The organism is Pseudomonas mucidolens (assembly GCF_900106045.1).
Lineage (GTDB): Bacteria > Pseudomonadota > Gammaproteobacteria > Pseudomonadales > Pseudomonadaceae > Aquipseudomonas > Aquipseudomonas mucidolens.
Window position 1 is genome coordinate 3,971,640 of the sequence record NZ_LT629802.1, and the last position, 25,059, is coordinate 3,996,698.

18 protein-coding genes and 1 pseudogene are annotated in these 25,059 nt (G+C 57.3%); 14 read left to right on the forward strand and 5 right to left on the reverse strand.

Features of this window, described 5'->3' with window-relative positions; genetic code table 11:
• Positions 1–86: 86 nt before the first annotated feature.
• From psrA to BLU75_RS18465, 7 genes are all read left to right on the forward strand, one after another.
• A complete protein-coding gene (gene psrA / locus BLU75_RS18435) occupies positions 87–1,178 on the forward strand; it encodes an iron-containing alcohol dehydrogenase PsrA (RefSeq protein ID WP_084379371.1) in 1,092 nt (363 codons plus the stop codon).
• Between the two features lie 129 nt (positions 1,179–1,307).
• On the forward strand, positions 1,308–2,603 hold the full coding sequence (locus BLU75_RS18440; protein WP_084379273.1) for an MFS transporter: 1,296 nt from the start codon (positions 1,308–1,310) through the stop codon (positions 2,601–2,603).
• Between the two features lie 54 nt (positions 2,604–2,657).
• Positions 2,658–3,530, forward strand: coding sequence for a LysR substrate-binding domain-containing protein (locus BLU75_RS18445; protein WP_084379272.1), 873 nt, complete (start codon positions 2,658–2,660; stop codon positions 3,528–3,530).
• An 88-nt stretch (positions 3,531–3,618) separates the two neighbouring features.
• On the forward strand, positions 3,619–4,443 hold the full coding sequence (gene phnX, locus BLU75_RS18450) for a phosphonoacetaldehyde hydrolase (protein ID WP_084379271.1): 825 nt from the start codon (positions 3,619–3,621) through the stop codon (positions 4,441–4,443).
• Positions 4,444–4,749: 306 nt separating this feature from the next.
• Positions 4,750–5,976 (forward strand): MFS transporter, encoded by a 1,227-nt coding sequence (locus BLU75_RS18455; RefSeq protein WP_084379270.1) that lies wholly within the window; start codon positions 4,750–4,752, stop codon positions 5,974–5,976.
• Positions 5,977–6,321: 345 nt separating this feature from the next.
• Positions 6,322–7,098: a nucleotidyltransferase domain-containing protein gene (locus BLU75_RS18460; RefSeq protein WP_084379269.1), complete on the forward strand. Its 777-nt coding sequence runs from the start codon at positions 6,322–6,324 to the stop codon at positions 7,096–7,098.
• A gap of 96 nt (positions 7,099–7,194) precedes the next feature.
• A complete protein-coding gene (locus BLU75_RS18465) occupies positions 7,195–7,641 on the forward strand; it encodes a GNAT family N-acetyltransferase (protein ID WP_084379268.1) in 447 nt (148 codons plus the stop codon).
• 526 nt (positions 7,642–8,167) lie between these two features.
• Here the strand turns inward: BLU75_RS18465 and BLU75_RS18470 are convergent.
• Positions 8,168–10,273 (reverse strand): AAA family ATPase, encoded by a 2,106-nt coding sequence (locus tag BLU75_RS18470; protein WP_231982577.1) that lies wholly within the window; start codon positions 10,271–10,273, stop codon positions 8,168–8,170.
• Positions 10,274–10,351: 78 nt separating this feature from the next.
• Here BLU75_RS18470 and BLU75_RS18475 point away from each other — a divergent pair, with 78 nt between their 5' ends.
• From BLU75_RS18475 to BLU75_RS18485, 3 genes are all read left to right on the forward strand, one after another.
• A complete protein-coding gene (locus tag BLU75_RS18475; protein WP_130909322.1) occupies positions 10,352–10,882 on the forward strand; it encodes a hypothetical protein in 531 nt (176 codons plus the stop codon).
• 66 nt (positions 10,883–10,948) lie between these two features.
• Positions 10,949–11,977 carry a DUF4238 domain-containing protein gene (locus BLU75_RS18480; RefSeq protein WP_084379266.1) on the forward strand — a complete coding sequence of 343 codons (1,029 nt, stop codon included), beginning with the start codon at positions 10,949–10,951 and terminating at the stop codon, positions 11,975–11,977.
• A gap of 293 nt (positions 11,978–12,270) precedes the next feature.
• A complete protein-coding gene (locus tag BLU75_RS18485) occupies positions 12,271–13,515 on the forward strand; it encodes a serine hydrolase domain-containing protein (RefSeq protein WP_084379265.1) in 1,245 nt (414 codons plus the stop codon).
• A 67-nt stretch (positions 13,516–13,582) separates the two neighbouring features.
• On the opposite strand, the pseudogene BLU75_RS18490 reads toward BLU75_RS18485, so the two are convergent.
• Both BLU75_RS18490 and BLU75_RS18495 read right to left on the reverse strand, forming a co-directional pair.
• Positions 13,583–13,990, reverse strand: a pseudogene (locus BLU75_RS18490) (transposase); the annotation flags it as partial.
• 132 nt (positions 13,991–14,122) lie between these two features.
• Complete coding sequence (locus BLU75_RS18495) at positions 14,123–15,289, reverse strand: MFS transporter (RefSeq protein ID WP_084379264.1); 1,167 nt, start codon at positions 15,287–15,289, stop codon at positions 14,123–14,125.
• A 94-nt stretch (positions 15,290–15,383) separates the two neighbouring features.
• On the opposite strand from BLU75_RS18495, the gene BLU75_RS18500 reads away from it, so the two are divergent.
• On the forward strand, positions 15,384–16,277 hold the full coding sequence (locus BLU75_RS18500; protein ID WP_084379263.1) for a LysR family transcriptional regulator: 894 nt from the start codon (positions 15,384–15,386) through the stop codon (positions 16,275–16,277).
• A 79-nt stretch (positions 16,278–16,356) separates the two neighbouring features.
• Here the strand turns inward: BLU75_RS18500 and BLU75_RS18505 are convergent, their stop codons facing one another.
• Positions 16,357–17,325 carry an AraC family transcriptional regulator gene (locus BLU75_RS18505; protein WP_084379370.1) on the reverse strand — a complete coding sequence of 323 codons (969 nt, stop codon included), beginning with the start codon at positions 17,323–17,325 and terminating at the stop codon, positions 16,357–16,359.
• A gap of 102 nt (positions 17,326–17,427) precedes the next feature.
• Between BLU75_RS18505 and BLU75_RS18510 the strand changes: the two genes are divergently transcribed.
• The 3 genes from BLU75_RS18510 (at position 17,428) to BLU75_RS18520 (ending at position 20,465) form a co-directional block, all read left to right on the forward strand.
• Positions 17,428–18,657, forward strand: a complete 1,230-nt coding sequence (locus BLU75_RS18510) for an MFS transporter (RefSeq protein ID WP_084379262.1) — start codon at positions 17,428–17,430, stop codon at positions 18,655–18,657.
• A gap of 96 nt (positions 18,658–18,753) precedes the next feature.
• The gene (locus BLU75_RS18515) at positions 18,754–19,185 is read left to right on the forward strand and encodes a DoxX family protein (protein ID WP_084379261.1); all 432 of its coding nucleotides are present in this window, start codon (positions 18,754–18,756) and stop codon (positions 19,183–19,185) included.
• The gene (locus BLU75_RS18520; RefSeq protein ID WP_084379260.1) at positions 19,182–20,465 is read left to right on the forward strand and encodes an OprD family outer membrane porin; all 1,284 of its coding nucleotides are present in this window, start codon (positions 19,182–19,184) and stop codon (positions 20,463–20,465) included. The genes BLU75_RS18515 and BLU75_RS18520 overlap by 4 nt, the downstream gene beginning before the upstream one ends.
• 72 nt (positions 20,466–20,537) lie before the next feature.
• Here the strand turns inward: BLU75_RS18520 and BLU75_RS18525 are convergent, their stop codons facing one another.
• Positions 20,538–24,914, reverse strand: coding sequence for an AvrE-family type 3 secretion system effector (locus BLU75_RS18525; RefSeq protein WP_090221523.1), 4,377 nt, complete (start codon positions 24,912–24,914; stop codon positions 20,538–20,540).
• Between the last annotated feature and the right edge of the window lie 145 nt (positions 24,915–25,059).

The window sequence follows — 25,059 nt, forward strand, 5'->3', positions numbered from 1 at the left end:
GATGAAAGCCTGCGAATTATCGATTTGAGCTGTTGTTGAAGCGCCCCGAGTATGAGGCCACCAACAACAAAAACAAAGGACCCGCTATGATTGCCCGATTCCACAATCCAGTTGATACGCGTTTCGGCTGGGGCAGCCTTCACGAGCTTGCCGACATCACTGAAAACCAGACAGTCGCCCTGGTGACCTTCCCCGAGGCGCGTGGTTTGGGGCTGGTCGATCGCATTCAAGACCTGCTGGGGGACCGGCTCGTGTATGTGATCGAGGATGTTCAGCCCAATCCGGACGTGGCCCAACTGCGCGATACCTATGAACGGTTTTGGCAGCAGGCCGGCGAATGCAACGTGGTCATTGCAGTCGGCGGCGGCAGCGCCATCGATACCGCCAAAGCATTGATCGTGGGCACTGAATCGGGACGCTTCGATGAATTGCTCGCGTTGCTGGCAACCGGCAAACCGTTTGTCCCGACGCGCCGCAAGCTACTGATCGCGGCGCCTACTACGGCGGGCACCGGGAGCGAGGTCACGCCTTGGGCGACGATCTGGGATTCGGCCAGCCACAAAAAATACTCGCTGCACCTGGAATGCACATGGCCCAAGGTCGCCATCGTCGACCCGGAACTGATGCTGACCGTGCCGGGTGGCGTTACCGTTTCAACCGGTCTGGATGCCTTGTCCCATGCGCTGGAATCGGTGTGGAACATCAATGCCAATCCGGTCTCCGACACCTTCGCGATCTCCGCGATTGCCGACATTCTCGAATGCCTGCCATTGCTGCGCCACGACCTGGCCAACAGAGAACTGCGCTCGCGCATGGCCATGGCTGCGCTCAAGGCCGGGCTGGCATTCTCCAATACCAAGACCGCCCTCGCCCATTCCATCTCCTATGAAATGACCCTGCATTACGGCCTGCCACACGGTATCGCCTGCTCCTTCACTCTGCCGCTGGTGCTTGGCCTTGCCTGGGGCCACGATGCAGCGCGCGACTGCACCCTTCAGCGAATCTTCGGCAACGACTTGGCGAAAGCCCAGGATCAACTGCGTGAATTCCTGCACAGCCTCGACGTTAAAACCGAATTCTCCGACTACGGCGTGTCGGTATCGCAGGCCGAGCACATGATCCAGTGCGCCATGCAGGGCGCACGAGGCAAGAACTTCATCGGCTCGCTAGCTGCCTAGAGCCCGACAAATTAAATCACCAAGCACTGCCAGCGACGTGAATCGCCGCGGCATTTCCTGCTGCACCCAAAAAGGGTGCGCCCCCCCTGAAGCCAATCGGCGGGGCCGAAAAAATAATAGGAAAAGATCATGAATCGTGCGCAAACCATACCTGTTCTAGCTGAACACTCTGCCTCGTTCCGGGTTGCCCAATGGCGCATGCTGTTGGCGGCGATGTTCTGTTATTTATTTTTTTACACCGGCCGGCAAACCTTCGGATTTGCCATCCCTGGCATTCAGGCCGAATTTGGTTTTACCAAGGAACAATTGGGTTGGGCCTCGGCCATCATGCTGTGGGCTTATGCCATCGGCCAGGCCATCAACGGCAACCTCGCCGATAAGTATGGCGGCCGACGCATCATGACCCTCGGCGCAGTGCTGTCCTGCGGCGCCAACTGGGTGACCAGCTTCGCCAGCAATTTTGCTTCGCTGATTTTGCCATGGGGCATCAACGGCTACTTTCAGGCACTGGGCTGGGCACCAGGCAGTCGGCTGATCTCCAACTGGTGGAGCGCCGGCGAACGCGGCAAGGTGTACGGCCTCTACGTATTCGCCGCCGGCTGCGCTTCCGTCCTGTCCTACGTCACGTCCATCGTCGTGCTCGAAGTGATGCACCTAGAGTGGCGCTGGATCTTCCGCTTGCCTGTGCTGCTGATGCTGGCGGGAGGCATCATCTTCTACCTGGTGGCGCGTGAACGTCCGCAAGACATGGGCTTCGAACCGCCCGCGGACACCGGCGTTGCCAATGCCGATGACAAAAATCACGAAGTAGCAACGGGCGAAGAGGAAACATCCGCACAGCGCTACAAGGCGGTGCTGAAGAACTTTCGCCTGATCATCGCGGCCGTGTCCCTGGGTTTCCAGAATGCCGCGCGCTATGGCTTGATCGTCTGGGTGCCAGTGCATTTCCTCGGTGCCAACTGGAAGAGTGGCGACAGCATGGTCGATCCGAAGTGGATCACCGTCGCCCTGCCGGTAGGTATGGCCGTTGGCGCACTCAGTAACGGCTGGATTTCGGACAAGCTATTCGGCTCCAAACGCTACCTGGCGATCATCCTTTATATGGTCCTCGGTGCAGCCACCAGCCTGTGGATGTGGACGCTAGCGCCCCACAGTGCAACGGGTCTTATCGCCTTATTCCTTTGCGGTTTTTTTGTTTACGGACCGGCGTCGAGTTTCTGGGCGCTCTGCCCAGATCTGGTTGGGGCAAAGCGTGCTGGCACGGCAACCGGCGTGATGAACTTCTCGTCCTATCTGTTTGCCGGCCTGGCGGAACCGCTGATCGGCAGTATGCTCGACAGTACCGGTAACACATCGTTGATCTTCGTCGTGGTGACGTCAGCGTGCCTTTGCAGTGCCATGGTCGCGCTGTTCATCAGACGTTGAGTGCCCAGCTTAAAGCCATGAGTCAAAGCCTGCGGCTCAAGAACAGGATCTTTTATGTATCAGTACCACAAGTGGTTGCGTTCTTTTCATGCGGTAGCGAAGACCGGCAGTTTTACCCTCGCTGCCGAATACCTGAGCGTCGGCCAACCGACGGTCAGTGAGCAGGTCAACGCACTTGAAAAGAAGTTTTCCGTGGAACTGTTTCACCGCCGGGGGCGCTTTATCGAAATGAGTTCGGCCGGACACAAACTCTACTCGATCACCCAGGGCCTGTTCGGCCAAGAGGATGAAGCGGTACGACTTCTACAAAGCTTCAAACAACGCAAGACAGGTATGTTCCGCCTGGGCGCCGTCTCCCCGCCCATCGCGATGAACCTGACTTACGAATTGATGCAGAGGCATCCGGACATCGAACTGGAAACTTCGTTTTCCCCAGAAAAGGAGACGCTAGACCGCCTCTTCAACTTCGACATCGATGTAGCGATTCTGGCGCTGTCCGAGTTCGACCAGCGGTTTGATACGCAGCTTTACCGAAGCTTTCCGATAATTGCCGTCGTTCGCGACGACCATCCGTGGGCAAGTCAGAAGGAGGTGCACGTCGAGCAAATCAGCAACGAGAAGTGGGTGCTGCGAGAGAAGAGCTCACGCACGCGCCAGTTGGTGGAGGAAAGCTGCAAGCGCCTCGACGTCTCGCTGAACTGCGTCATGCAATTGAACAGTCGCGAAGCCATTGTCCATGCCATCGCCAAGGGCATCGGCATTGGCTTTGTCTCGGCCGTCGAGTATGCCGAAACACCAGGCACCAGACCGATCACGTTTGTAAATCACCCCTTTTCCATTGACTACCACTTGTGCTGCCTCGGCATTCGCAGAAACCGGCCGATGATCGCAGAGTTATTCGACTCAAGCCCAACGCCGGCCATTTGATTCAGTAACACACTTGAACAATCGAAACGCCTACTTCTCGCCAATGAGAGGGACGGCTCCCCCCCCTACCCTGACGTGGAGATTCACCATGCACTACCAACAACCTTCCCAAGTACAAGCCGTGGTCCTGGACTGGGCAGGCACCGTCGTTGATTTCGGCTCCTTCGCCCCCACGCAAATTTTCGTCGAAGCTTTCGCCGAGTTTGGCGTAGCGGTTTCTCTTGAAGAAGCACGTGGCCCGATGGGTATGGGCAAGTGGGACCACATTCGTACGTTATGCAACCAGCCACAGATCGCCGAGCGTTACCGCGCGGTGTTTAATCGCTTGCCGACCGATGAAGACGTCACAGCGCTGTACGAACGTTTCATGCCGCTGCAAATCGAAAAGATCGCGCTGCACTCGGCGTTGATTCCTGGCGCCCTGGACGCCATCGCTGCACTGCGTGAGCAGGGTCTGAAAATTGGTTCCTGTTCAGGCTATCCTGCTGTCGTAATGGAAAAAGTGGTGGACCTGGCTAGCCAAAACGGCTACGTCGCAGACCACGTGGTAGCGACCGACGATGTGCCCAACGGTCGCCCGTACCCGGCGCAAGCGCTGGCTAACGTGATCGCTTTGGGGATCAGTGACGTCGCCGCTTGCGTCAAGGTCGACGACACCTGGCCCGGCATCCTCGAAGGTCGCAGCGCAGGCATGTGGACGGTCGCACTGACGTGCTCGGGCAACGCACTGGGCCTGACTTACGATCAGTACAAAGCGCTGTCCTCCGACAAACTGGCCGAAGAACGCTCCCGCATAATCAAAATGTTCGAAGGCTCCCGCCCGCACTACCTGATCGACACCATCATCGAGTTGCCGGCTGTCATCGAACAGATCAATGCCCGCCTGGCGCGCGGTGAAACGCCTCAGGGTTGACCCTGCCGGCTAGGTGACAGTGACCGTCCCTATGCCGCTATACCCAGAGGCCGGCTTTGACTTCTTCTGGCCGGCCTCAGTCTTCACGAAGGGCTGCTCTGGGTCGTTTTCAGCCGGCCACTACAGGCAGAAAACGGCCAAAAGATGGCGCTCTCTTCAGGGCGGCTCATCGATTACGCTGATGATTACTATCGAAAGGCCCGCCTGTTTGGTTGCCAAACTGACCCATATAATCGCCTCCGATTTCTCCCCCCCCCGCTTCCCCCGCCTGTCTTCAGGCGACATTCCTCCTTGGGACCCAGCACTATGCCAAGCGCCAGCCCGGCCCATCACGGCCTACCCGAACATAATCAACAGAGTGTCAAACAGCAGTGGCTGGCGATTCTCTCGGTCGCCGTGGGTGCCTTCGCCTTGGTTACCAGCGAGTTCCTCCCGGTAGGCGTACTCAACGATGTCGCCAGCGACCTCGGTATCAGTGCAGGCCACGCCGGTCTGATGGTTACCCTGCCCGGCATAGCGGCTGCCCTCGCCGCCCCCTTGCTGTCTGTGGGCATTGGTGCCTCGGACCGTCGCTATCTGCTTATCGGCCTTACGCTGCTGATGATCATCGCCAACTCGATGGTGGCCTTCGCCAGCGACTTCAGCCTGCTGCTGTTCGGTCGCGTACTACTGGGCATCAGTATCGGCGGTTTCTGGGCGACTGCCATTGCCCTCAGTGGCCGCTTGGCCCCCAGGGGAGTTGGCGTAGCCCAGGCTACCTCGATCATCATGGTCGGTGTGACCTTGGCCACCGTACTGGGCGTGCCGGTAGGTACTTGGCTGAGTGGCCTGATGGGCTGGCGCATGACCTTCCTGGTAACCGCGCTGGTGGGCGTACCAGTGCTACTGGCGCAGATCTTCCTGCTACCGCGGCTCAACCCGGACAAGGCCATTCGCATCAGTGACCTCCCAGCCTTGTTTATCAATCCACAAGCTCGGGTTGGGTTGATCGCTGTATTGCTGATTGGCCTGGCGCACTTTGCCGCGTACACCTACGTTGCCCCCTTCTTCAAACATAGTGCTGGCTTCGATGGGCCGACTATTGGCTCACTGCTGCTGCTCTATGGCGTGGCAGGGGTAATGGGTAATATTTTCGCCGGTTTCGCCGCCAACCGTAGCGTGCGGCACACCCTGTTGCTGGTCGCACTGATGATCGGCAGCAGCACCGCCCTTTTCCCCTACTTCGCCACCGGCATGACCGGCGCGGCGATGCTGATCGCGCTCTGGGGCTTTGCCTTCGGCGCCTTCCCGGCCTGCTCCAGCATTTGGATGTTTGTCGTAGCACCCAAGGATGTCGAACGCGGCATGCCACTATTTGTCGCCTTGTTCCAGGTAATTATTGCGCTGGGCTCGTTCTTCGGCGGGCAGATCGTCGATCATCTGGGCAGCTCGGTGTTGTTGAGTCTAGCTACGATCTTGGTTGGCTGCGGTTTTGTTATGGTGCTTGTACTGGGGCGTAACGTCAGTAATAGCCTAGCGGCCCAACCCAGCTAACCTGATCCGGGTAAATAGCTGATATTAGTTATTGAGCATTCCTGAGTTTTCCACAGTGACGCGGCCGGAAAATAAAAGGGTCGGATCATTTTGTCCGGCTGACTGGTTGCAACACGGCGAATAGCTACGGTCCGACTTCGACCGCAGCTATTCATGGGCACATCTCGGTTTGTTCTACCAATTACAGGGCACCGTCAACTTCAAATCGTTGGTACCTGACGGCGCTCTCAAGCTTCGTATGATTGAGTCGCCGATCATGCCGCGCTAAAGGACGGCTTTCGGCCAAAAGCAGCCACTATCGTCTCTGTTAAAGTACCTCCCTGAACACAACTCTCGGAGGCCTTCATGGAACAATTCCATCCTCGTGGCATTGATGCAGACGGTTATATCCTCACCGTGCCCAACGTCGAGGTGCAGCCACAGTTTCAGGCTTTGCTGGCGGACGTTTGCATGACGCTCGCCCAGTCGGAACCTCTGCTGGATGGGATTTATCTTTATGGCAGCGTCGCTAGAGGCGACGCCGTACCGGGAGTGTCCGACCTAGACCTAACCCTTGTTCTGCATAGCTCTCCTGCATCGCAGGATCTGGAAATGCTCGAGTCGAAAAAGCGCACGCTGGAAAGTCGGCATATCGAAGTCACCAAGATCGATTTCGACATCGGTAGTCGTTCTGAAGTATTGGCGGCCAACAATCGATTGAGCTGGGGTTATTGGCTCAAACATCACTGTCGTTGCTTATGGGGGAATGATCTGGCCAAGCGCTTCGACCGGTTCAAGCCGTCGCGTGATATCGCCATTGCCGTGAATGGTGATTTTGAATCCGTACTGACCCGGTATGCCGATCTTATCGATCAGGCGACCACACCGACGCAATCCCTACGCCTGCAACGCGAAGCCTCGCGCAAACTCATCCGGTCAACCCAAGTACTTCGCTCTGAACAGGACCTGATGTGGCCGCAAACACTGGAGGAGCATGTCGAGCTATTTGTTCAGCATTACCCGTGCATGAGAAAGCAGATCTCTTTTTTCTTGTCCCAGGCAAGGAACCCATACCCGAAGCCAAAAGAGTTTACGACTCAGGTCCATGATTTTTTGACCTGGATGGCTTTAGAAACCGGTTAGGTCTGCTGTGGGTCGATTGCAGCACCTTGCAACGCTCACCGCGTACACACGAAAATTCTCAGCAGCAAACGAGCTTCACACCAGATCAGGGACGATATGAAACGATTTGAGATTCAACAGATCGCACACCTTCCGCCACAGATTCTGACGCTGGAAAAGGAGGCAGTTGGAGAGGGTTTCAGGTTTCTCACCCGGCTGATTACCGAGTGGCACTCCGGAACAAATCGCTTTGATGCACCCGGCGAGTGTCTGATGGCGGCATACTTGAACAAGCAACTGATAGGCATCGGAGGTCTTTCGGTTGATCCATATGCTGACAACAATGCGGCAAGACTGCGACGGGTGTACGTCGCAGCTTCGTCAAGGGGGCAACACGTCGGACAGACGCTAGTAAAGGCGCTTATTGAACGTGCCGCTCTCAGGTTTCAGATCGTGCGTCTTTCCACCGATACGTCTGAAGGAAACGCATTTTATAGGCACTGTGGTTTCAAACGAACAGATGATGCCCACGCCACCCATATCATGCTGCTTGGGGACGCCTGAGTCAGGCAGTTATCGGCCCAGAGTGTGTAAAAACGCTTAGCCAAATTTGAAGCCCGCGCGTCTGCGTTAAATCTGAAATTTATCGGCACGTCAGCAGACGTGGATTTCGCGTAGCCGCGCGATTTCCAGTCCGGTTTTGAGTGCATGTCGCGCTCAAAAACGTTTTTACACAGCCTCGGCCAGAAGCTGACATTCAACTCTAAGTCCTTTCGATTAAATGCGGTGGCTGATCTTCTAAAAAATAAGATGTTCATTAAAGTGATAGCAGCGCTACGGTAACGACTTTATTAAAGCACTCCAGTGGCGCTGATCACTATTTTGAATCTCTTCAAATAGATCTTTCACTGTTTGCTCCAGTAGGAATATTAATTCATTATTGCCCGCCAGGCGATCAATTGTATTTCCATGGCTGAACGTATGTAAAAGCTTTAGGATTGACTTGGATTTTTCCTTGCCGAATAATTCACTAGCTCTTTGATCTACGGTTTCTCTTTGGGTGCTGGGGATTCTAGAATAGGTGTAGAGTTCAACGAAACGCCGGACTGCATTTGGTATGCATGAGGAGTTCAATATTGGCTTTGTCCTCGGTTTCGTGGAAACGGTATATTTTTTCAAATAGAAAGTGATACTCAGAGCCATAGCTCGACAGCGATTTAGGCATGTTTCCAAAGCTTGAACAATCGTCATTTATTCGATTGATCAAGTAAAGTCTAGCGTGGTTGCCTCCATCTGGCTTTAACTCTCTTAATAAGTTAAAAAACTCAAAGCTGTGAGTTGAGATGAATAATTGTTTGCACTTTGTTATCCATATCTCGCTGCCTTGTGCATTTTGTATTTTGTGAAAAAAAATCTCATTTATTGCCGAGGTGATTTGGTATATATGGTTTCCGTCTAGGCTTGAAATAGGATCGTCAATATAAACAACTGAATCTTTAAATTTTTCAGGGCTTAATTCTTGTAGTTTTATTATAAAGTAAGAAAAAGCAATGGCTGTCCGCTCACCATCGCTGAGGTTTTTGGCGATATGACCATTTTTCCTTACAAGCTGGAATCGTTCTTGACCCGCAGCATCAGTAACAACGTTTATCTGGACGGCTGTATTGCCAAGCATGGAAGCTAGTCGATCGTTAATTTTTTCTCTACCGCGTTGGGCGTGACTAATAAGGGCTTGAAGTTTGTTTATCAAAAGTTGAAGGTGTGTGCTATATGCTTTCAAACGTTCGGATCGCTTGATTTGGCAATCTTTTTTTCGCTCAAGTCCAGAGGTCTCTTGCTTGTCAATGAATTGCTGGATGTAATGATTTTTGACCTTTTGATGGGCTTCGGCTTTGGCTTTAGTAAAATTTTCCGCAAGCTCATTGTTGCTTTTAATTACAGCATTAACCGCCAGTATGGCTTTGGTAATTGTTTCTGCCAGTCCAGGAGCGAGAACCGAAGGAACTAGGGGTTTACGTAAATTTTCAATCTTGCTTTGAATATCTTTGGCTAGCGTATTCACAGCCTGATTGAAACATTTTATTGCGTGGGGAAGTGGTTCTGCGGCGTTACGATAGGCATCTCGATATTGATTATTAAACTGAGCCTCATTGGGCAAGACGAGCGTAAATTCGCTTGCTTGGATTTTGGAAAGTAAAGCCTCCACGCTATTTTTGTGATCCGCGAGATCCTTTGAAAAATGGGCTCGGAATATTTCAAGTCTAGCTTGAGTTACTTCATTCCCACAAAATTCACAGGTACCAGCAGCGGGATGTATGTGCAAACCATTTTCCACCCAGCGCTCAATTGCTGGATTATCTTCAAGATGCTTGATTGTATTTGAAAAGCTCGGTGTGGCAGCTAGAGCATTGGACGCTTCGTTATATAGAGCTTCAATGGAAGGCTTGCCGAAGACCTGCTCAACTGTGCTCGGCTTTTTACTGTCAGGGGTGACAGCTAGCTCAAAGTTATAGGCGAGATCTTCATCCGACAAAGTCTGCGAGTCAAGAACACCGACGATGCTTACATCATTTCCTAGGTGTCGAGCGTCGTAGGGAGTGACTTTAAGGACTTGCCTTATATTTTCAGCTGCTGAAGTCTTTGCTCTAGCAATCTCAGCTTTGAGTGCGTCGAATTTAGAATTAATGATTTTTTGGGTGGCTGTGGAGCGTCCAATGCGTGTGTTGAGTTTTTCAATTTTCTTTTCTGCTTCCTCAGAATCTTTGCCCAAAATCAGAATTGGATTAAATCCGCCTCCTTCGAAATGTATATTTTGACGAATGAAGTCTGAGTTAAATACTCTAACGGTAAGCTCACATTGTTGAAAGTTCTTTTCGTTAATTGTTTGATCGGCAGTTTCAAAACTAAATTCGCAGCCATTAAGATCCGGGTTCGAGGTTTTTGACTCCAGCTGAGCAAATAAACGTGAAAGTGTAGTCTTGCCTGAATAATTCCATCCGTAAATAAGGTTTTTGCTAACAAAATTTTGAGTTCCGGCTGGTTTGGTATAGTTCTGATAAACACCAAGCCCTTTAATCTTTCCTATCCCCGTTATCATAATGTCTTCCTGATTTTTATATGTGGCCTGAACGCATGTTTTATTTATAAACCCAATTTGACGTGTTCGTCGAATGGAATCGTGGGTCAGGCTGTACATTTTTCGTAGCCGAACGCAGTCGTTTGACGGCCGACAAAGCGGTGGCCAAACCGCCCCGGATTTCGTGGTTTGATCCAAATGTCCGCTCCTGGCGTAACGCCGTTATCATGGCGCTCTAAAATTGACTTTATGGTAGCTATGGATAAGCGCAAGAGGCTGTATCAAGAGTTTTTCATTGCTTTGGCTTTGGGAAGCGTCCCTACCTTCATCGCTTACTGGTCAGGTGGAGTTAAGCTGCTGGACGCTGCGGTTAAGGCTCAGATGCCGCCTGATAAAGTACTCTGGTACCTGATCACCTTGCCGGCGCCTTATCTCATAGCAGTCCTCTTTGACCGCTTTGTTTGGAAGAAAACAGAGCTGATCAAAGCTCGTTCTGCATTCTGGCGCTCCACCTGGACAGAAGTCGGGACAGCACTCCACTCGCTGTGGCGTGTGTTGGTAGGACTTTTCTTTGCTATCCCGGTTCTTTGGTGGTGGTATGAACCCGAAACATTTCAGCTCTCGAAGGCTAGCTTTTTTATCGTCTGGGGATTCGCATTGTTGGCACAGTGCTGGTTCTTTTCTCTTGGAAGAAGCTTGCTTGAAGGGCGCGTGCGTCAGCTTTCCTGATCCCGCTCACGAATCTTGAAGACGGCTTACTGCACTATGGCAGAGCAATGAGGATTTAACCCCAAGATGGAAAGCTTTAAAAAGGACAACCACTATGTACCTCAGGCCTACCTGAGGCAGTGGACGAATAATGGTAAAATCCTCACCTACAGGCTTTTGGTGCCACATGAAAAATGCGAGCCCTGGAAGCCGCACTCACCCAAAAGTATTGCGAAACACCAACACCTGTACACTTACTTCTCGGGGACTAAAGACAGCGATGAGATAGAGCGCTGGCTTGATCGTGACTTTGAAGGGCCTGCATTCGCGTCAATTGCTAAGGTGGTGAGCGAGTCGCGATTGACCAGCGAGGATTGGAACAATTTATTCCGCTTTGCCGTAGCGCAATCTGTCAGGACGCCCGCCGGCTTGCAGCGATTTATGAAGCGCCAGGACGAAACGCTTGGAGCATTTTTGTCTGAATCGATGGAAGGGTCGGTTGCCAAAGTTGGCGCAGCGTTAGCTGCCGGTATCAAGCTTGAGCCCGCCCCAGTTGTAGACCCATACAGCAAGCTTCCGCTCAAACTCCATCGTGTAAAGAATGAGGATGGCGAGGAAGGTATCGAAGCGCGGGTGTTGAACGGACGGAAATTTTGGATTTGGCAGCTCGAACACATCCTCAAGAGCACAATCCATCGCATACCAACTCATCGATGGACCATCCTGCAGGCTCCACCTGGAATCACTTGGCCAACCACCGATAACCCGTTCACGAGGCTGGGCGTTGGAGTGAACGGGAAGCTGAGCCTTGAAGGTGGCTGGGGTGTGCCAGGCACAAGACTTTTCCTTCCTCTGAGCCCCAAGCATCTTCTATTCGCTTGTGTTGGCTATCGACCCCCTCAACGAGGCACCACGCTGAGTCTTACCGAAGCAGTATTTATTCGGACGATGATCCTCAATGGTGCCAACCGCTACGTATTTGCAACGGATATACAGAATATCGATGAGATCAGGCCACGCACTGTCTCTCGTGAACTATTTGATGCAGATGCGAAACTTTGGGCGGAGTGGCATGAAAGCCAATCAAGAGAGGAAGCACACTATCCTGACCTCTGACCCATAATTGTCCTCCCCCTGAAAGGCAGCTTCGGGTCGAGAGCAGTCTGTCAATTAACGTGACAGAACGGCGATCATACTCGCGCAGCGCCCAGTTTTTGGCCTATTGGTTTCACCTCTTATGCCAGGACTCGTGTCTGTAGATGACGTTGAGTTACACGCAATTCTTTATCCCTGACAAGACGCAAACAGCATCGTCCTTCAGCTCGGGCGCGATTCCAATGAGTAGGCTATGGTTCAAGCGGGCGCGTGTCTTAACGTGCGTGAATAACAAAACAAAAAAAGGATAGGTTATGCACTCATCCGCTATTTTTCGTGCGGCTGCGCCTGGTCGTTCACTGCTTCTCTCGCTCGGTCTGCTCGCTGCGGGTATCACCTCGGGCGCATGGGCTGAGGATTATCCCCACGCCCAGGAACCGATTGGCACCGTGGAGCAGATCTATGACGGCGCCATGCTCCCCGATCTGGCAGTCAGTACCTACCGCAACATCGACCGGCTGTTCCCCACCCACAGGATTAAAGCCGGCGATCACCGGTATGCGCTGCCGAAATCAGATAAACAGTTGCCCAACGTTCGCTTCACTGTCGGGGACAAAAAGTACGACCTGTATGACTTCGTCGCACTGGACAGCATTACGGCGATGCTCGTGCTCAAGGACGGCAAGATCGTGTTCGAGACCTACCAGCGTGGCAACACCGAGAAAACCCGATGGATGTCGATGTCGATAGCCAAGTCCATCACCTCCACGCTGGCGGCTGCAGCGATCAAAGACGGCCTCATCAAAGGCCTTGATGCGCAAGTGGTGGATTACGTTCCCGAGCTCAAGGGCAGCGCCTACGAAGGCGTGACCGTGCGCAACGTGCTGATGATGTCTTCGGGCGTGAAATGGAACGAGACCTACACCGATCCGGCGTCCGATCGTCGCGCGCTACTCAAAGCGCAGATATCGCAGAAACCGCGTTCGGCCATGGCCTTGATGGCAAGTTTGCCGCGAGCGGCCGAGCCCGGCACGGTAAACACTTACAGCACTGGCGAAACGCAGGTACTCGGCGAGATCGTCCGTGGTGCTGTGAAGATGCCGCTGGCCGATTATCTATCGCAGAAGATCTGGCAGCCGTTCGGTATGGAGAGTGATGCCCGGTGGTGGCTCGATTCGCCTGACGGCGTGGAAATCGGTGGCAGCGGTATCAGCGCCACGCTGCGCGATTATGGACGCTTCGGGCTGTTTTTCATGAACGGCGGCAAGATCAATGGCACGTCGATTCTGCCCGAAGGCTGGGTCAAGGAAGCGACGCTGCCGACCACCCTCAAAGGCGGAAAATCCCTGGACTACGGTTACATGTGGTGGACGGCGTGGACCGAGCCGTCGGTGAAAGACGGCGCCTATGCGGCGGTCGGTATCCAGGGCCAGAACATCTACGTCAACCCTGCCAATAACGTGGTGATTGTCACCTTCGGTGCCCAGCCCAAGCCGGTTGACAAAGAGCCGATCGACCCGATGGTATTCTTCGATGCCGTGGTAGCTGCGTTGAAGTAAATTCGCGCGTCGGATGACGTTAATCTTCGCGGCGCGGAAGAACAAGTGCGGGAGCAACGAAGAGCGACCCTGCGTCCATGCAGCGACGCAGTACTTCATTGAACAACCAGCGAAACAGATCACTGTCCCGAAAACGGCCGTGTCGATTTTTGGAAAAGGTCGAGTGGTTGGGGACGTCATCTTCAAGGCTCAATCGGCAGAACCAGCGATACGCCAGGTTCAAATGGGCCTCTTCGCACAACCGCCGCTCGGAGCGGATGCCATAGCAGTAGTCCACAACCAGCATGCGGATCATCAGTTCAGGATCAATTGAAGGGCGCCCAATCGGGCTATGGAAATCAGCGAGGTAATGGCGCAGGTCGCTCAGATCGAGACACCGATCAATACTGCGCAGAAGGTGATTGGCTGGGATGTGATCTTCAAGGTTGAATGAGTAAAACAGTCGTTCCTGCCCACTCGATAACTGTCCGATCATGCTGTGTGATCCCCCGCCGACCACTGCAGAGATTTTGCCGCAGGCCAGGCAGGGGAGCTACTTTTTCAACAGAATCGGCCGCTAGCCGCCACTCATCAATGGCAACTAACAGCCTCGCCCTTCACATCATCGTCACACCACCGCAGTTGAAATCGTTCTGGAATGCCAGGCAAAAGCCAACGCCATCAGCAGCCCCAGACCCGCCATTGCCGCTCCGGCCAGGGAAATCGCCGGATAACCCAGCCCGGCATTGATCACCGCTCCGCCCAGCGCCGCCCCAATCGCGTTGCCGAAGTTGAAGGCACCGATGTTCACCGCCGAGGCCAGGTTGGGCGCGTCTTTAGCCGCTTCCATGACGCGCATCTGTAGCGGCGGCACCAAGGCGAAGCTGGCGATACCCCATATCAGGATGGCAACGGCGGCCGGCAACGGCCAACGCATCAGTACGGTGAACGCCAGCAAGACGATAATCAGCACGCTCAGCGAAACGATCAGGGTGCGATCTATCGAGCGGTCGGCAGCCTTGCCACCCCACATGTTGCCCAGCGTTAACCCCACGCCGAACAGCACCAGCATGGCGGTGATATAGGCGGTGGACGCATGGGTCTCACTGCTGAGGATCGGCGCGATGTAGGTGAAGACGGTAAACATTGCACCCGAGCCGACTACGGTCAGGGCCAGCGCCCCCAACACCGGGCCACGGCCCAGTACCCGAATTTCGGCCAGTACACCAACGCTTTGTGGCGCCGGCAGGTTGGGAAGGGCAAACCACAACGCCCCCATGGCCACCACACCGAGACCGGTAATACCCCAGAATGCGGTACGCCAGCCGAACAGTTCGCCAAACCAGGCGGCCAGCGGCACACCGCCGATGGTTGCCAAGGTCAGGCCCATGAACATTGCCGCAACAGCCCCAGCACGTTTCTGCGGGGCAACCACGCTGGCGGCGACGATTGAGCCAACGCCAAAGAACGCACCGTGGTTCAGTGAGGTCACCACCCTGGCGACCATGAGGCTGTAATAATCGGTAGCCAGGGCTGACATCAGATTACCCAGGGTGAAAATCGCCATGAGTCCGATCAACAGGTAGCGCCGGGGAATCCTGCCGGTGGTCAGGGTCATCAGTGGCGCGCCGAGCAGTACGCCCAGGGCGTAAGCACTGACCAACAAACCTGCGGCGGGGATGGAAACGCCGAGATCCGCAGCGATGCCCGGCAACATGCCCATGGGGGCGAACTCGGTAACGCCGATGCCAAAAGCACCAATGGCGAGTGCGACAAGTGGTGGATTGATACGCATGAAAGGCTCCTTATCTATGCCGCCAATGCTACGATCCAGCCTTTTCAGGCGGTAGACAGTATTTCTGGCAATCACCTTTGCGCAAGAGGCACAAATGGACTTCAACGGCAGATCAGGTGAAATGGGCGTGTTCGCCACCGTGGCGCAGGAGGGCAGCCTATCGGCCGCAGCGCGTGCATTGGGGCTGACCCCCTCGGCGGTCAGTCGGATCATCGCGCGTACCGAACAACGTCTTGGTACCCGGCTGCTGTTGCGCACCACCCGAGCGATCACCTTCACCGCCGAGGGCGAGGCTTTTCTGCGCGGCGCCAGACGTATCCTGGCCGACATGGCCGAGGTCGAAGAAGCCATCGCCGACCAAGGCGTACCCAGGGGCCGATTGCGGGTGAGCGCCGCCCTTGGCCATGGGCGGCTGGCCATCGTTCCCTTGGTGGCAGCCTTCAGCGCTCGCTACCCGAACATCGTCGTCGACCTCACCCTCGGCGACGAAGTGGTCGACATTCTTGGCGGCCAGGCCGACGTGGCGGTACGCTTTGGCCATCTGCCCGATAGCCCGCTGACCGCGCGCAGGATCGGCAACACCGGCCAGGTGGTGGTGGCATCGCCTGAGTATCTGCAGCGCCACGGCATCCCCCAGGAACCGGAAGACCTGCTGCGCCACAACTGCCTACGCTTCAATTTCCGGCGTGCAGAGCCCAATTGGCCGTTCATCCGCGACGGCAAAGAGTTTTCCCTTAAGGTCAGCGGCAACATCGAATGCAGCAGTGGTGAAGCACTGGCACAACTCGCGCGAGTAGGTGCCGGCATTGCGCGTATCGGCGAGTTCAGCGTGAGCGAGGATCTGCAGCGCGGCGACCTGATACCGCTGCTGGAAGCCTGGAACCCCGGCGACCAGGAACCGATTCATGCAGTGTTCGTAGGTGGCTCGGCAATGCCGGCGCGGGTGCGGTTGTTCGTGGACTTCTTACTGGAACATCACCGGATGTAAGCGATGGCGTCACCTGATCAAACCGGGTGAGTCGCCGCTGGTTTCGTAGTCACCTTCAAGAGGCTGCTTGCGTTCTGCTTCAGGGAACAGCGGGCTGCCGCAACCGGCGACTTAATCCAGGCGTGTTGCCCGTAATGCGCTTAAATGCACGACTGAAAGCAGCCTGGGAGGTATAACCCAAGCGCTGCGCCACCTCTTCGATCGGCAGCCTTTCGAGCGTCAGCCACTGGCTCGCAAGCCGCATCCGCAATTCAGTGACGTAGCGCAGCGGGGCCATGCCAATAGTCTCCTGGAAACGGTCCGCGAAGACCGAGCGAGAGGTATTGCATTGCTCCGCCAACTGCGCAACGGTCCAGTCGCGCCCCGGTTGTTGATGGAGCGCGAGAAGCGCACTTGCCAAGCGTGGGTCGCGCAATGCGGCGACCAGGCCAGAGGCATTGCCACAGGCGCACTCTACCCAACCGCGAACGACCATGGCGGCCACCACGTCGGCCAAACGCGCGAGGATGCCGGCGAAGCCGACACGTGCGGCGCTGACCTCGCGCTCCATGGTGGCAAGGATAGGCACCAGTCCGGGGTAACGCTGGCCGCCGGCATCAATTAGCATCAGGCCCGGCATCAGCCCGCCAAGGTCATGGATACTGCTTAGCTCAAACTCCATGCAGCCACTGAACAAAATGGTGGCCGGCGTTGGGCTGGCGTCGGTTCCGGTATCCACCGCGCTGACGCTGTCACCGAGAGGAGCGCCGTCTAAACGGTCGATGTCCTGAAGAGGCACGTCCGTATGGGAAAACAGTTGATGGGCTGCGCCATGGGAGATGAATACGGCATTTCCGGCTGACAGCGCGTACGTTGTCCCGTCTTCCATCCGCAGCACCGCATTGCCGACCGCCAGGAAGTGGAACCAGGCATGCCCAGGTTTGGCAGCGAAGCCCAAGCCGAAGGCTGGACCGGCTTGAATACGCCGATACTCGACGCCACGCAGGCGCATGCCGCGCAACAGCTCGTTGATGAGATCCGAGGAAAGAGCAAACTGATCTGCAGGCATCATTCAGGTGTTTCAGTCAAAAGAACAAGACTTTTGATCATAGATCATCCAGATCCCCGCGCCTAGACTGCCGGTCGCGATTAAGCTTGGGAGATCCGTGCAATGAATGATTGTGTTTGTAATGCCTTATCCGACAGCCGTCCCGGCACCGAGCCGGATGTAGAACCTGCAACCCCGGCGTGGATGGCAATATTCTCGTTGGCAATGGGCGTGTTCGGATTGCTGACCGCCGAGTACCTTCCGGCCAGCCTGTTGACGCCAATAGCTACCGATCTGGGTGTGTCCGAAGCGCTGGCTGGCCAGGCGGTAACGGTGACAGCAGTGGTAGCACTGTTCGCTGGCCTGTTGGTGCCAGGCCTGACCCGCGGTATCGACCGCCGCTGGGTGCTGCTGGGTTTTTCCACGTTGATGATCGCATCCAATCTTCTGGTCGCCGTTTCCTCCAGTTTCGCGGTGCTATTGGTGATGCGTATCTTACTGGGTATTGCCCTTGGCGGATTCTGGAGCATGGCGGCAGCGGTAGCGATGCGCTTGGTGCCGGGTGCTTTGTTGCCCCGAGCGCTCTCGATCATTTTCAGCGGTATTGCCGTCGGGACGGTGGTTGCGGTCCCGCTGGGCAGCTACCTGGGCGGGCTATATGGTTGGCGCAGCGCGTTCTTTGCGGCAGCGGCGGTAGGTGTGGTGACCCTGGTTTTCCAGTCGTGCACTCTGCCGCGTCTTGCGCCGCGCAGGCCGGCACGCCTGCGCACCGTACTCGAGGTGTTGCTGCGCCCGGGCATCGCCATGGGTATGTTCGGTTGTGTGCTGGTGCACAGCGGCCACTTCGCGATGTTCACCTATGTTCGGCCATTCCTCGAAGGGACTACCGGCATCGGCCCGCAAGGGCTGGCGTTGATGCTGCTGGGTTTCGGCGCGGCGAACTTCGTCGGCACGCTGTTGGGCGGGTGGCTGCTTGAGCGCCACCCGCTGGCTACCCTGGTGTTGATGCCCGCGCTGGTGGGCGTTGCAGCACTGGCATTGGTTCTGTTGCCGGCCTCGGTGCCGGGGCAGGCGGTACTGCTGGCGATCTGGGGCCTGGCCTTTGGTGGTGTGCCGGTGGCGTGGTCGAACTGGGTCGCCAGCGCGGTACCTGATCAGGCGGAAAGCGCCGGGGGCATGGTCGTGGCGTCTGTGCAGTCGGCCATCGCAACAGGCGCAGCCGCTGGCGGTGCGATGTTCAGCCTGGGGGGCAGCGCCGGCGTATTCGTAGCGGCGGCCGCGCTGATGCTGCTGGCCGCGTTGCTGATTGCGTTGCGTGTCCGGGTCCCTTCTGCCGATGCGCGGCAAGTATAGGCAATGCACCTCAACGTAACCTCTCAGCACACCCATCCAATCAATCGGACGAACCTGGGCCGATAGTGGGGCTCCTGTTCACTGTGCGAGTCGACTATGAAGCCCTCTCCTCACCTGCGTCCCTCCATTGCCTGGGCGCTGTTGTATATGCGTGTCAGCGCGGCCGTGCTGTTGTTGGTCGTGCATGGGTTACCGAAAGTGCTGAACTGGCATGCCGAGCTGGGCTTGATCGAGGATCCGCTTCATCTTGGCGCCGCGCTGACCTTGAGCTTTGCGGTGTTTGCTGAGGTCTTGTGTCCGTTGCTGATAATTCTCGGTCTTTATGCGCGTCTCGCCTGTCTGCCGGTACTTGCGGTGCTGCTGGTTTCGGTGGTGTTGGTGCATCCCGAATGGTCTCTGGCCGAAGGTCAGTTTGCGTGGCTGATGATAATTCTCTTCGGTGGCCTGGCGATTGCCGGCCCTGGGTCTTTGAGTGTTGATCGGCTGCGTCGCGTCGTGCCTTCCACCGCCATGGAGGTACGGGAATGAAGGCAGGTCAGGGCGTTGCCGTCGGGATGTTGCTTACCGCCTGCGCGCCTGCGATGGCGGCGGATGTGCGTTTGTTGTCGCGCAATTACCTGATCCATAACGATTTTCGTTCTGATAACCGGAGCGAAAAAAACCTCACGCGCGAATGGGCGCAAGGTTTCATCGGGCGCTACCGTAGTGACCTCACGCCTGGCACCTTTGGCTTGGGGGTTGATCTGCATGGGTTCCTCGGCGTCAAGCTGGATGGCGGACGCGGGCATGCCGGAACCGGCCTTCTACCGGTTGACAGCGATGGCCGCAGCCGCTCGGAGTATTCATCGGCCGGTGGGGCGCTGCGAGTCGTGCATGGCGCTAGCACGCTTGCCTATGGCGAGATGCGCGTGGAAACCCCAGTATTCGCTACCGCTGACAAGCGTCTTCAGCCGGAATACGCGACTGGCTGGTTTCTCGATGATCGAACAGTGGAGGGCCTCACGCTCCAGGCCGGGCGGTTTACTGCGTTCAAAAATCAGGACTCAAGCTCCGGACGTGGCGACTTTGCTGGTTATGGCGCCACCACGCGTTTTGGCGGCATCAGCCTGGCTGGCGCAACCTGGGCGCCGGCGGATCGAGTCTGGGGTGGCGCGCTCTATGCGTCCTCGCTTGAGGATGTCTGGCAGCAAACCTATGCCAACCTCAATCTGCACCGAGGCCCGTGGTCGCTGGACGCCAACCTGTACCGCACTGTCGATGCCGGGGAAGCCCGGGCGGGCAAGATCGATACCCTCGCCTACAGCCTCATCACGCGTCGCTCACTCGCCGCGCATACGCTGAGCCTGGGTTACCAGAAGGTCGAAGGTGATACACCGTTCGACTTTGTCGGCGGTGACTCGATCTACCTGGCAAACTCCGTCAAATTTGCCGATTTCAACGGCGCCAACGAACGTTCCTGGCAGGCTCGCTACCAATGGAGCGGTAAAGACATCGGGCTGGCCGGCCTGTCGATTTCAGCGCGCTATGTACGCGGCAGCGATATCGATGGAACCCATGCCCCACAGGGCGGCGCCTACAATCCATTCGACGGCAGCGGCTATCGTCCGCAGCAAGGCCGGGGCGGAAAACACTGGGAACGCGACCTGGATGTGGCTTACGTGGTCCAGTCCGGCGCGGCACGTGGCCTGTCGCTGAGCATGGCCCATGTCACTCACCGAGCTAACGCTGCACAGGGTGGGCCGGACATTGACCGTATCTACCTGATCATCGAATACCCGCTGGATCTGCAAGGCGGATTTGCACCGTGAGCAGTCCTCAGCGCCCCACCCGCCAGACACGGCTCACCCCAAGGCAAGCCGTTTCTCATGCGAGCAATAAACTCAGGCGATTGGCGAGCGCGGTGTCCTCACCCGCGCATCCGCCAGGTCCAGGGTCAGGTCGTGGCTAGGCAGAGCGCCCAGGCGGTCGTCGAGTTTCATCTTCAGGGGTTTGTCGGCGTCTGCCCCGTATTCAAATTCGGCACTCAGGCGTTTTTGCGAGTAACTGAGTCCGGCGGTGCTTGAGAAACCCAGGTCGCTCATCGGCGGGAACGCCATGGCATGGGAGCGACTCGCGCTGTAAGCGAGACTCAGGCTTTTGATGCGCAGGTTATCGCGGTTGTTCAGGGCCTGTTCGATCAGCGGTGTCTTGCGCCCGGCGCTGAAACATTCACGCTCGATACTGCGCAGCACCTGCGGCTTGAGTTCCAGGCTGACACTCACCGAAGTGCCCTCGCCGCTCTTCAAATGCCCGAGCATCTGGGCAAACTGCGGCGCGTCGTTGAGCCACTGCACAATGGCCGCCTTGTTGGCGGGTGCGACGTCATCCAACCAGGCATGGCGCTCGTCATCGTTCAAGCCAATCCGGGTCACGCTGGTTTCAACCGCGGCCAACTGGCGCAACTGATGCTGCTGCAGATCGTGCTGGTGAGTCAGGTTATCCACTAACTGAGCAATCGCCTGATACGCCTGCAACCGGGTCGGCAAGGGCGAATGCGTGGCAAAAAACTGCTGCAGCTTGGCCAGTTGCTCACCCGGCGTCCGCCCGGTCAGTTCAACAGCAGCTAAATCCGCCCGGTACGCCGGGGAATAACGCGACAACCGCTGCACGAGCTCGTCGATCTGCGACGGCTCCAGCGCTTCCGGTTGCTTGAAGGAGAAGCTGAAGCTGCGTGACTGTGAGCGATCCAGCCTGACCATGACCGACATCTCCGGCAGCGCAAACGCCGCGATGCTGGAACCGCCGTCCTGCAGATGCCCCAGCGCGGCGGCATTGAACGGCACCACGTTGGCGCCCACCCCGCCCTGCCTGAGCAGTTGCACATTCGCCGAGCGACCGTGCGTGGTCGAGGTGCTGCTGCGGCTGACGGAATGGCCGAGGTCTGCATGCGCCAAATTGAGGTTGCCTACCAGGCCGACGCCGGCCCGGACCACCGAATCGATCTCGCTGATATTTTCCTGCGGGTTGTAGAGCAGGCGCTGTTGCGCCACCAGGTCCAGGTGCAGGTCGACATGGGTTTTCGCACTTTCGCCGGTGACATGCGCCGCGCCCAGGTCGAGCAAATCGTAAACATTGCCCTGCTCTGCCGTGAGGATCGCCATCATTTTCGCAAAATCGGCTTCCTTCACATCGAAACTGATGGACGCGCCGTGCGTCCTTGCCACCGCCGCCGTCAGTTCCGCCCCCACCCTCAGACCAGTCCCCAGCGCGCCTTCGCCACGACCCAGGGTTGTGCCCGAAGCAATCGAAGTCGCCACCCGCCGCGTGTCGTCCATGCTGATTTCAATCCGCGCGCCGCTATCGGTACGGCTGATACTGATGCCATTCGCGTGGGCCTTGGACACCCCGACAAAAAACGCCACGGGCGAAACCGTTTTTATCCCCGTCAGCATCATGCCGAAGGATTTGCCGTGGGTGCGGCTCGGCGCCAGTTTCTGGCCGCTTTCAAGTTGCCGAACCTCGCGCGTCATTGCCTCCTTGAGGCTTGCATCGGCAGCCAACCCAAGCACGCCCGAAAGGTGCCAATGGAGCGCGGAACCCGGGGTTCCAAGGTCTTTTGCCAACAGTTTGAAGTTGTCGTAGATCGATTCGGCCTGGCCATGGCTGACGATGTTCTGGCTGGACAGTTTATGCACCGGGCTTTGCGCATACTGCTGCATCAGGGTGCCCAGCGATTGCTCCACTCGCGCCATCGCTGACGGGCTGTGGCCGCTGGCCTGCTCCAGTTCGAGCACCAGGTCGCCGAGCTGTTTCAAGGTGGCGGCATGATGGATCAGATCGCCCACGAGCAACGCCGAAGGATGCTGGCTATCGCGCTTGCGTTCGGGGTCTCTTGCCGGAAGGTTCAAGGCCTGCCCTTCAAAGTTGGCCAGCAGCAGCGCGGTGGTTTTGTCCGGCGACGGCGACAGCCTTTTAAACGCTTCGTACAACTGATGCACAGTCGAGTCGGGCTGGACCGTCGCCCGGCTCAACTGCGGCCGCGGATCAAACCACATGCCATGCACCTCGCCGAGGCGACGGGCGCAGGTTTCACTGTTGTTTTCCACACGCTCCAGTGCGGCGCCGATGTCCCTGGCCAGCGCCTGTCGCGGGCCGGCCTCGCACAACGCTGCCAGCCGCTGGCCCAGGCCGCCCGCGACAGGCACGGCGTGGGCAAGCGGCTTGAGCTGGGCGTGCAGGCGTTTGTCGTCGGCGTAGAGCTGCGCCAGACCCTGGCGGCCGTTAAAGTGATGTTGAATATCTCTGCCGGCCTGCCTGAGGCTTTCGATGGGATGAAAGTGCGCTTTCAAGCCCTGCAGATAATTGCGTTTGAGCGGAACGCCCTCACTGGCTTGCCCCAACACATTGCTGCCGACCGACACAGTCCCGTCCAGCACCACGCCGCGCCATTGAGTGCCGGCCATTTTTTCCGCCAGCGACACACCCGGCGCCGGCGTCGAGGGCTGCACCGCGCCCCACGTCAACGCCCCGTCGGCAGCGACTTCCAAGCGATGAAAAGCCTTGGCCCAGCCGCCGATCAGTTGCTTGTCCGCGCCCATCCGCAGCGAATCCAGTCGTTGCGCCTTGGGCAAGATAATCCGGGTCCAGCTCAATGCCGCATGACCCGCGCCCTGCCAGTCTGCGCGCGCCACCCTGAACAACTCACCGCCCTTGCTGTGCGCGTAGAGGTTTGCCTCAGCGTCCAGCGCCAGCGCTTGCGCGGTGACTGCCTGGGTAAACGTCAACGGCTGGACCCGGCCATCTAGTTGGGCCTGAAGCCGCCCATGTTCATCGAGCGTGACGAAGCTGCGCCCGTCTTCGACGGCGAACCCGGTGATGCGCGACGGTCCTTGCGCCATGACCTCGTCAAGCGTGGCCTGAGTGCGCGGCACCGCAAGCCCTGAAAGCATGTAGCTGGCGCCTTCATAGCTCGGCGCGCAGACCTGTTGGCTCGTCACGGCCTTCAACTGGCCTTCCTGCAAGACATAGGCACGCCCATCAAGCCCGCGCGCCATCCGTTCAACACCCTGAGAGCTGTCCTCCCAACGTTGCGACCGGGCGTCCCAGCACAACAGGTTGCCTTCGTCACACGTGACCTTTCCGCGTGGCCCGAGATCAATCGCCGACGCCAGCGCCTGGAGACTCGGCTGAGGCAAACCTTGCTCAATGCCCTTGACCAGCGCATCACTGAGGTTCCATTCAGGCCTCAGGGCATGCGGCTCGATCAATGGGCAACTGTGCAGTTGCTCACGTGCATCACGTATCAGCGCGTTGAGCTGGCCGCCATCCGCATGGAAAAACCCTTCAACGCTGACCTCGCCGCTCAGCGCCTGCTCAAGTGACTCGAGGGGTTGCCAGGTCATCGGCAGCTGCCCGTCGCGAGCCTGCTCGCGGCTGCCTCGAAACAGTTCGCCCTGCACCGTGCAGCCATACAGCGTATCGCCGGCCAGCCCAATGCGCGTGAGTTGCAAAGGCCGGCCGGACTCATCCAGCGGACTCAGAGACTGCTCGCCAACGCCCTGCAGCGACAACACCGAAGCGCCTTCGACATGGCTCAGACACAGCACGTTGTTGCCTTCGACGCTGCTATCTGCCACGCCCTGCGGCATCTTCAGCAACTGGCCCTGTGCGGTCAGGCCAATGCGGTTGAGCAGGCGTGTGTCTGCGTCCGCCAGCCAGCGATCGGTCTGTGGTTCAAATCGAAACAGGCGGCCTTGCTCCAGGCGATACTGCTTGCCATCCAGCGTGGTCTGCACCTGGCTGACAGGCCCGAGGTGCGCGCGGCCGGGGTTGTCGGGAGCTGGCCCACTGTCGGCGGTGCGGCTGCTGTTGATAACCGCCGCCACAGCCGGCGTGGAGTGGAGATAGAGCACGCGCTGCCGACCATAGGTGAGACGCAGCGTGTGGGCATCGCCACCGAGGTCATCCGCGACGTAATGCGGGCTGGCCTGGTTGAGATGACGCGCGATGTCTTGACCCGCCAGGGTCGCGTCCGCCTGCACGCGCCCGTGCTCCAGGGTGACACCAAACAACATCGAGGTCGGACGCAGCGATTGAAAACGCGTCAGTTCGATCGCCGCGGCTGCCGTGGACTTTTTCGATAACGGTTTGGCAATACCTCGATCTCGAGGCAGACACTCGCCGAGTGTTTCTCGAGAAGATGCATGTGCAGGCCGTGCCGCCGACTTGTCGATTGTATTGCGCAGCGTTCCCACCCAACCTTCAAATCTCAGATGCATAGCAAACTCCAGAATACGCCTGTGGATAAACCGTAGTGATCTTCTGCAGCTCCCGGTTCCACTGCGGGGCACCGATAACGCATCAACCTCGGCGCGCCAGGCGAAACCGGCTTTTGACGCTCCCGCCATGCACTGTTAGTGTCCG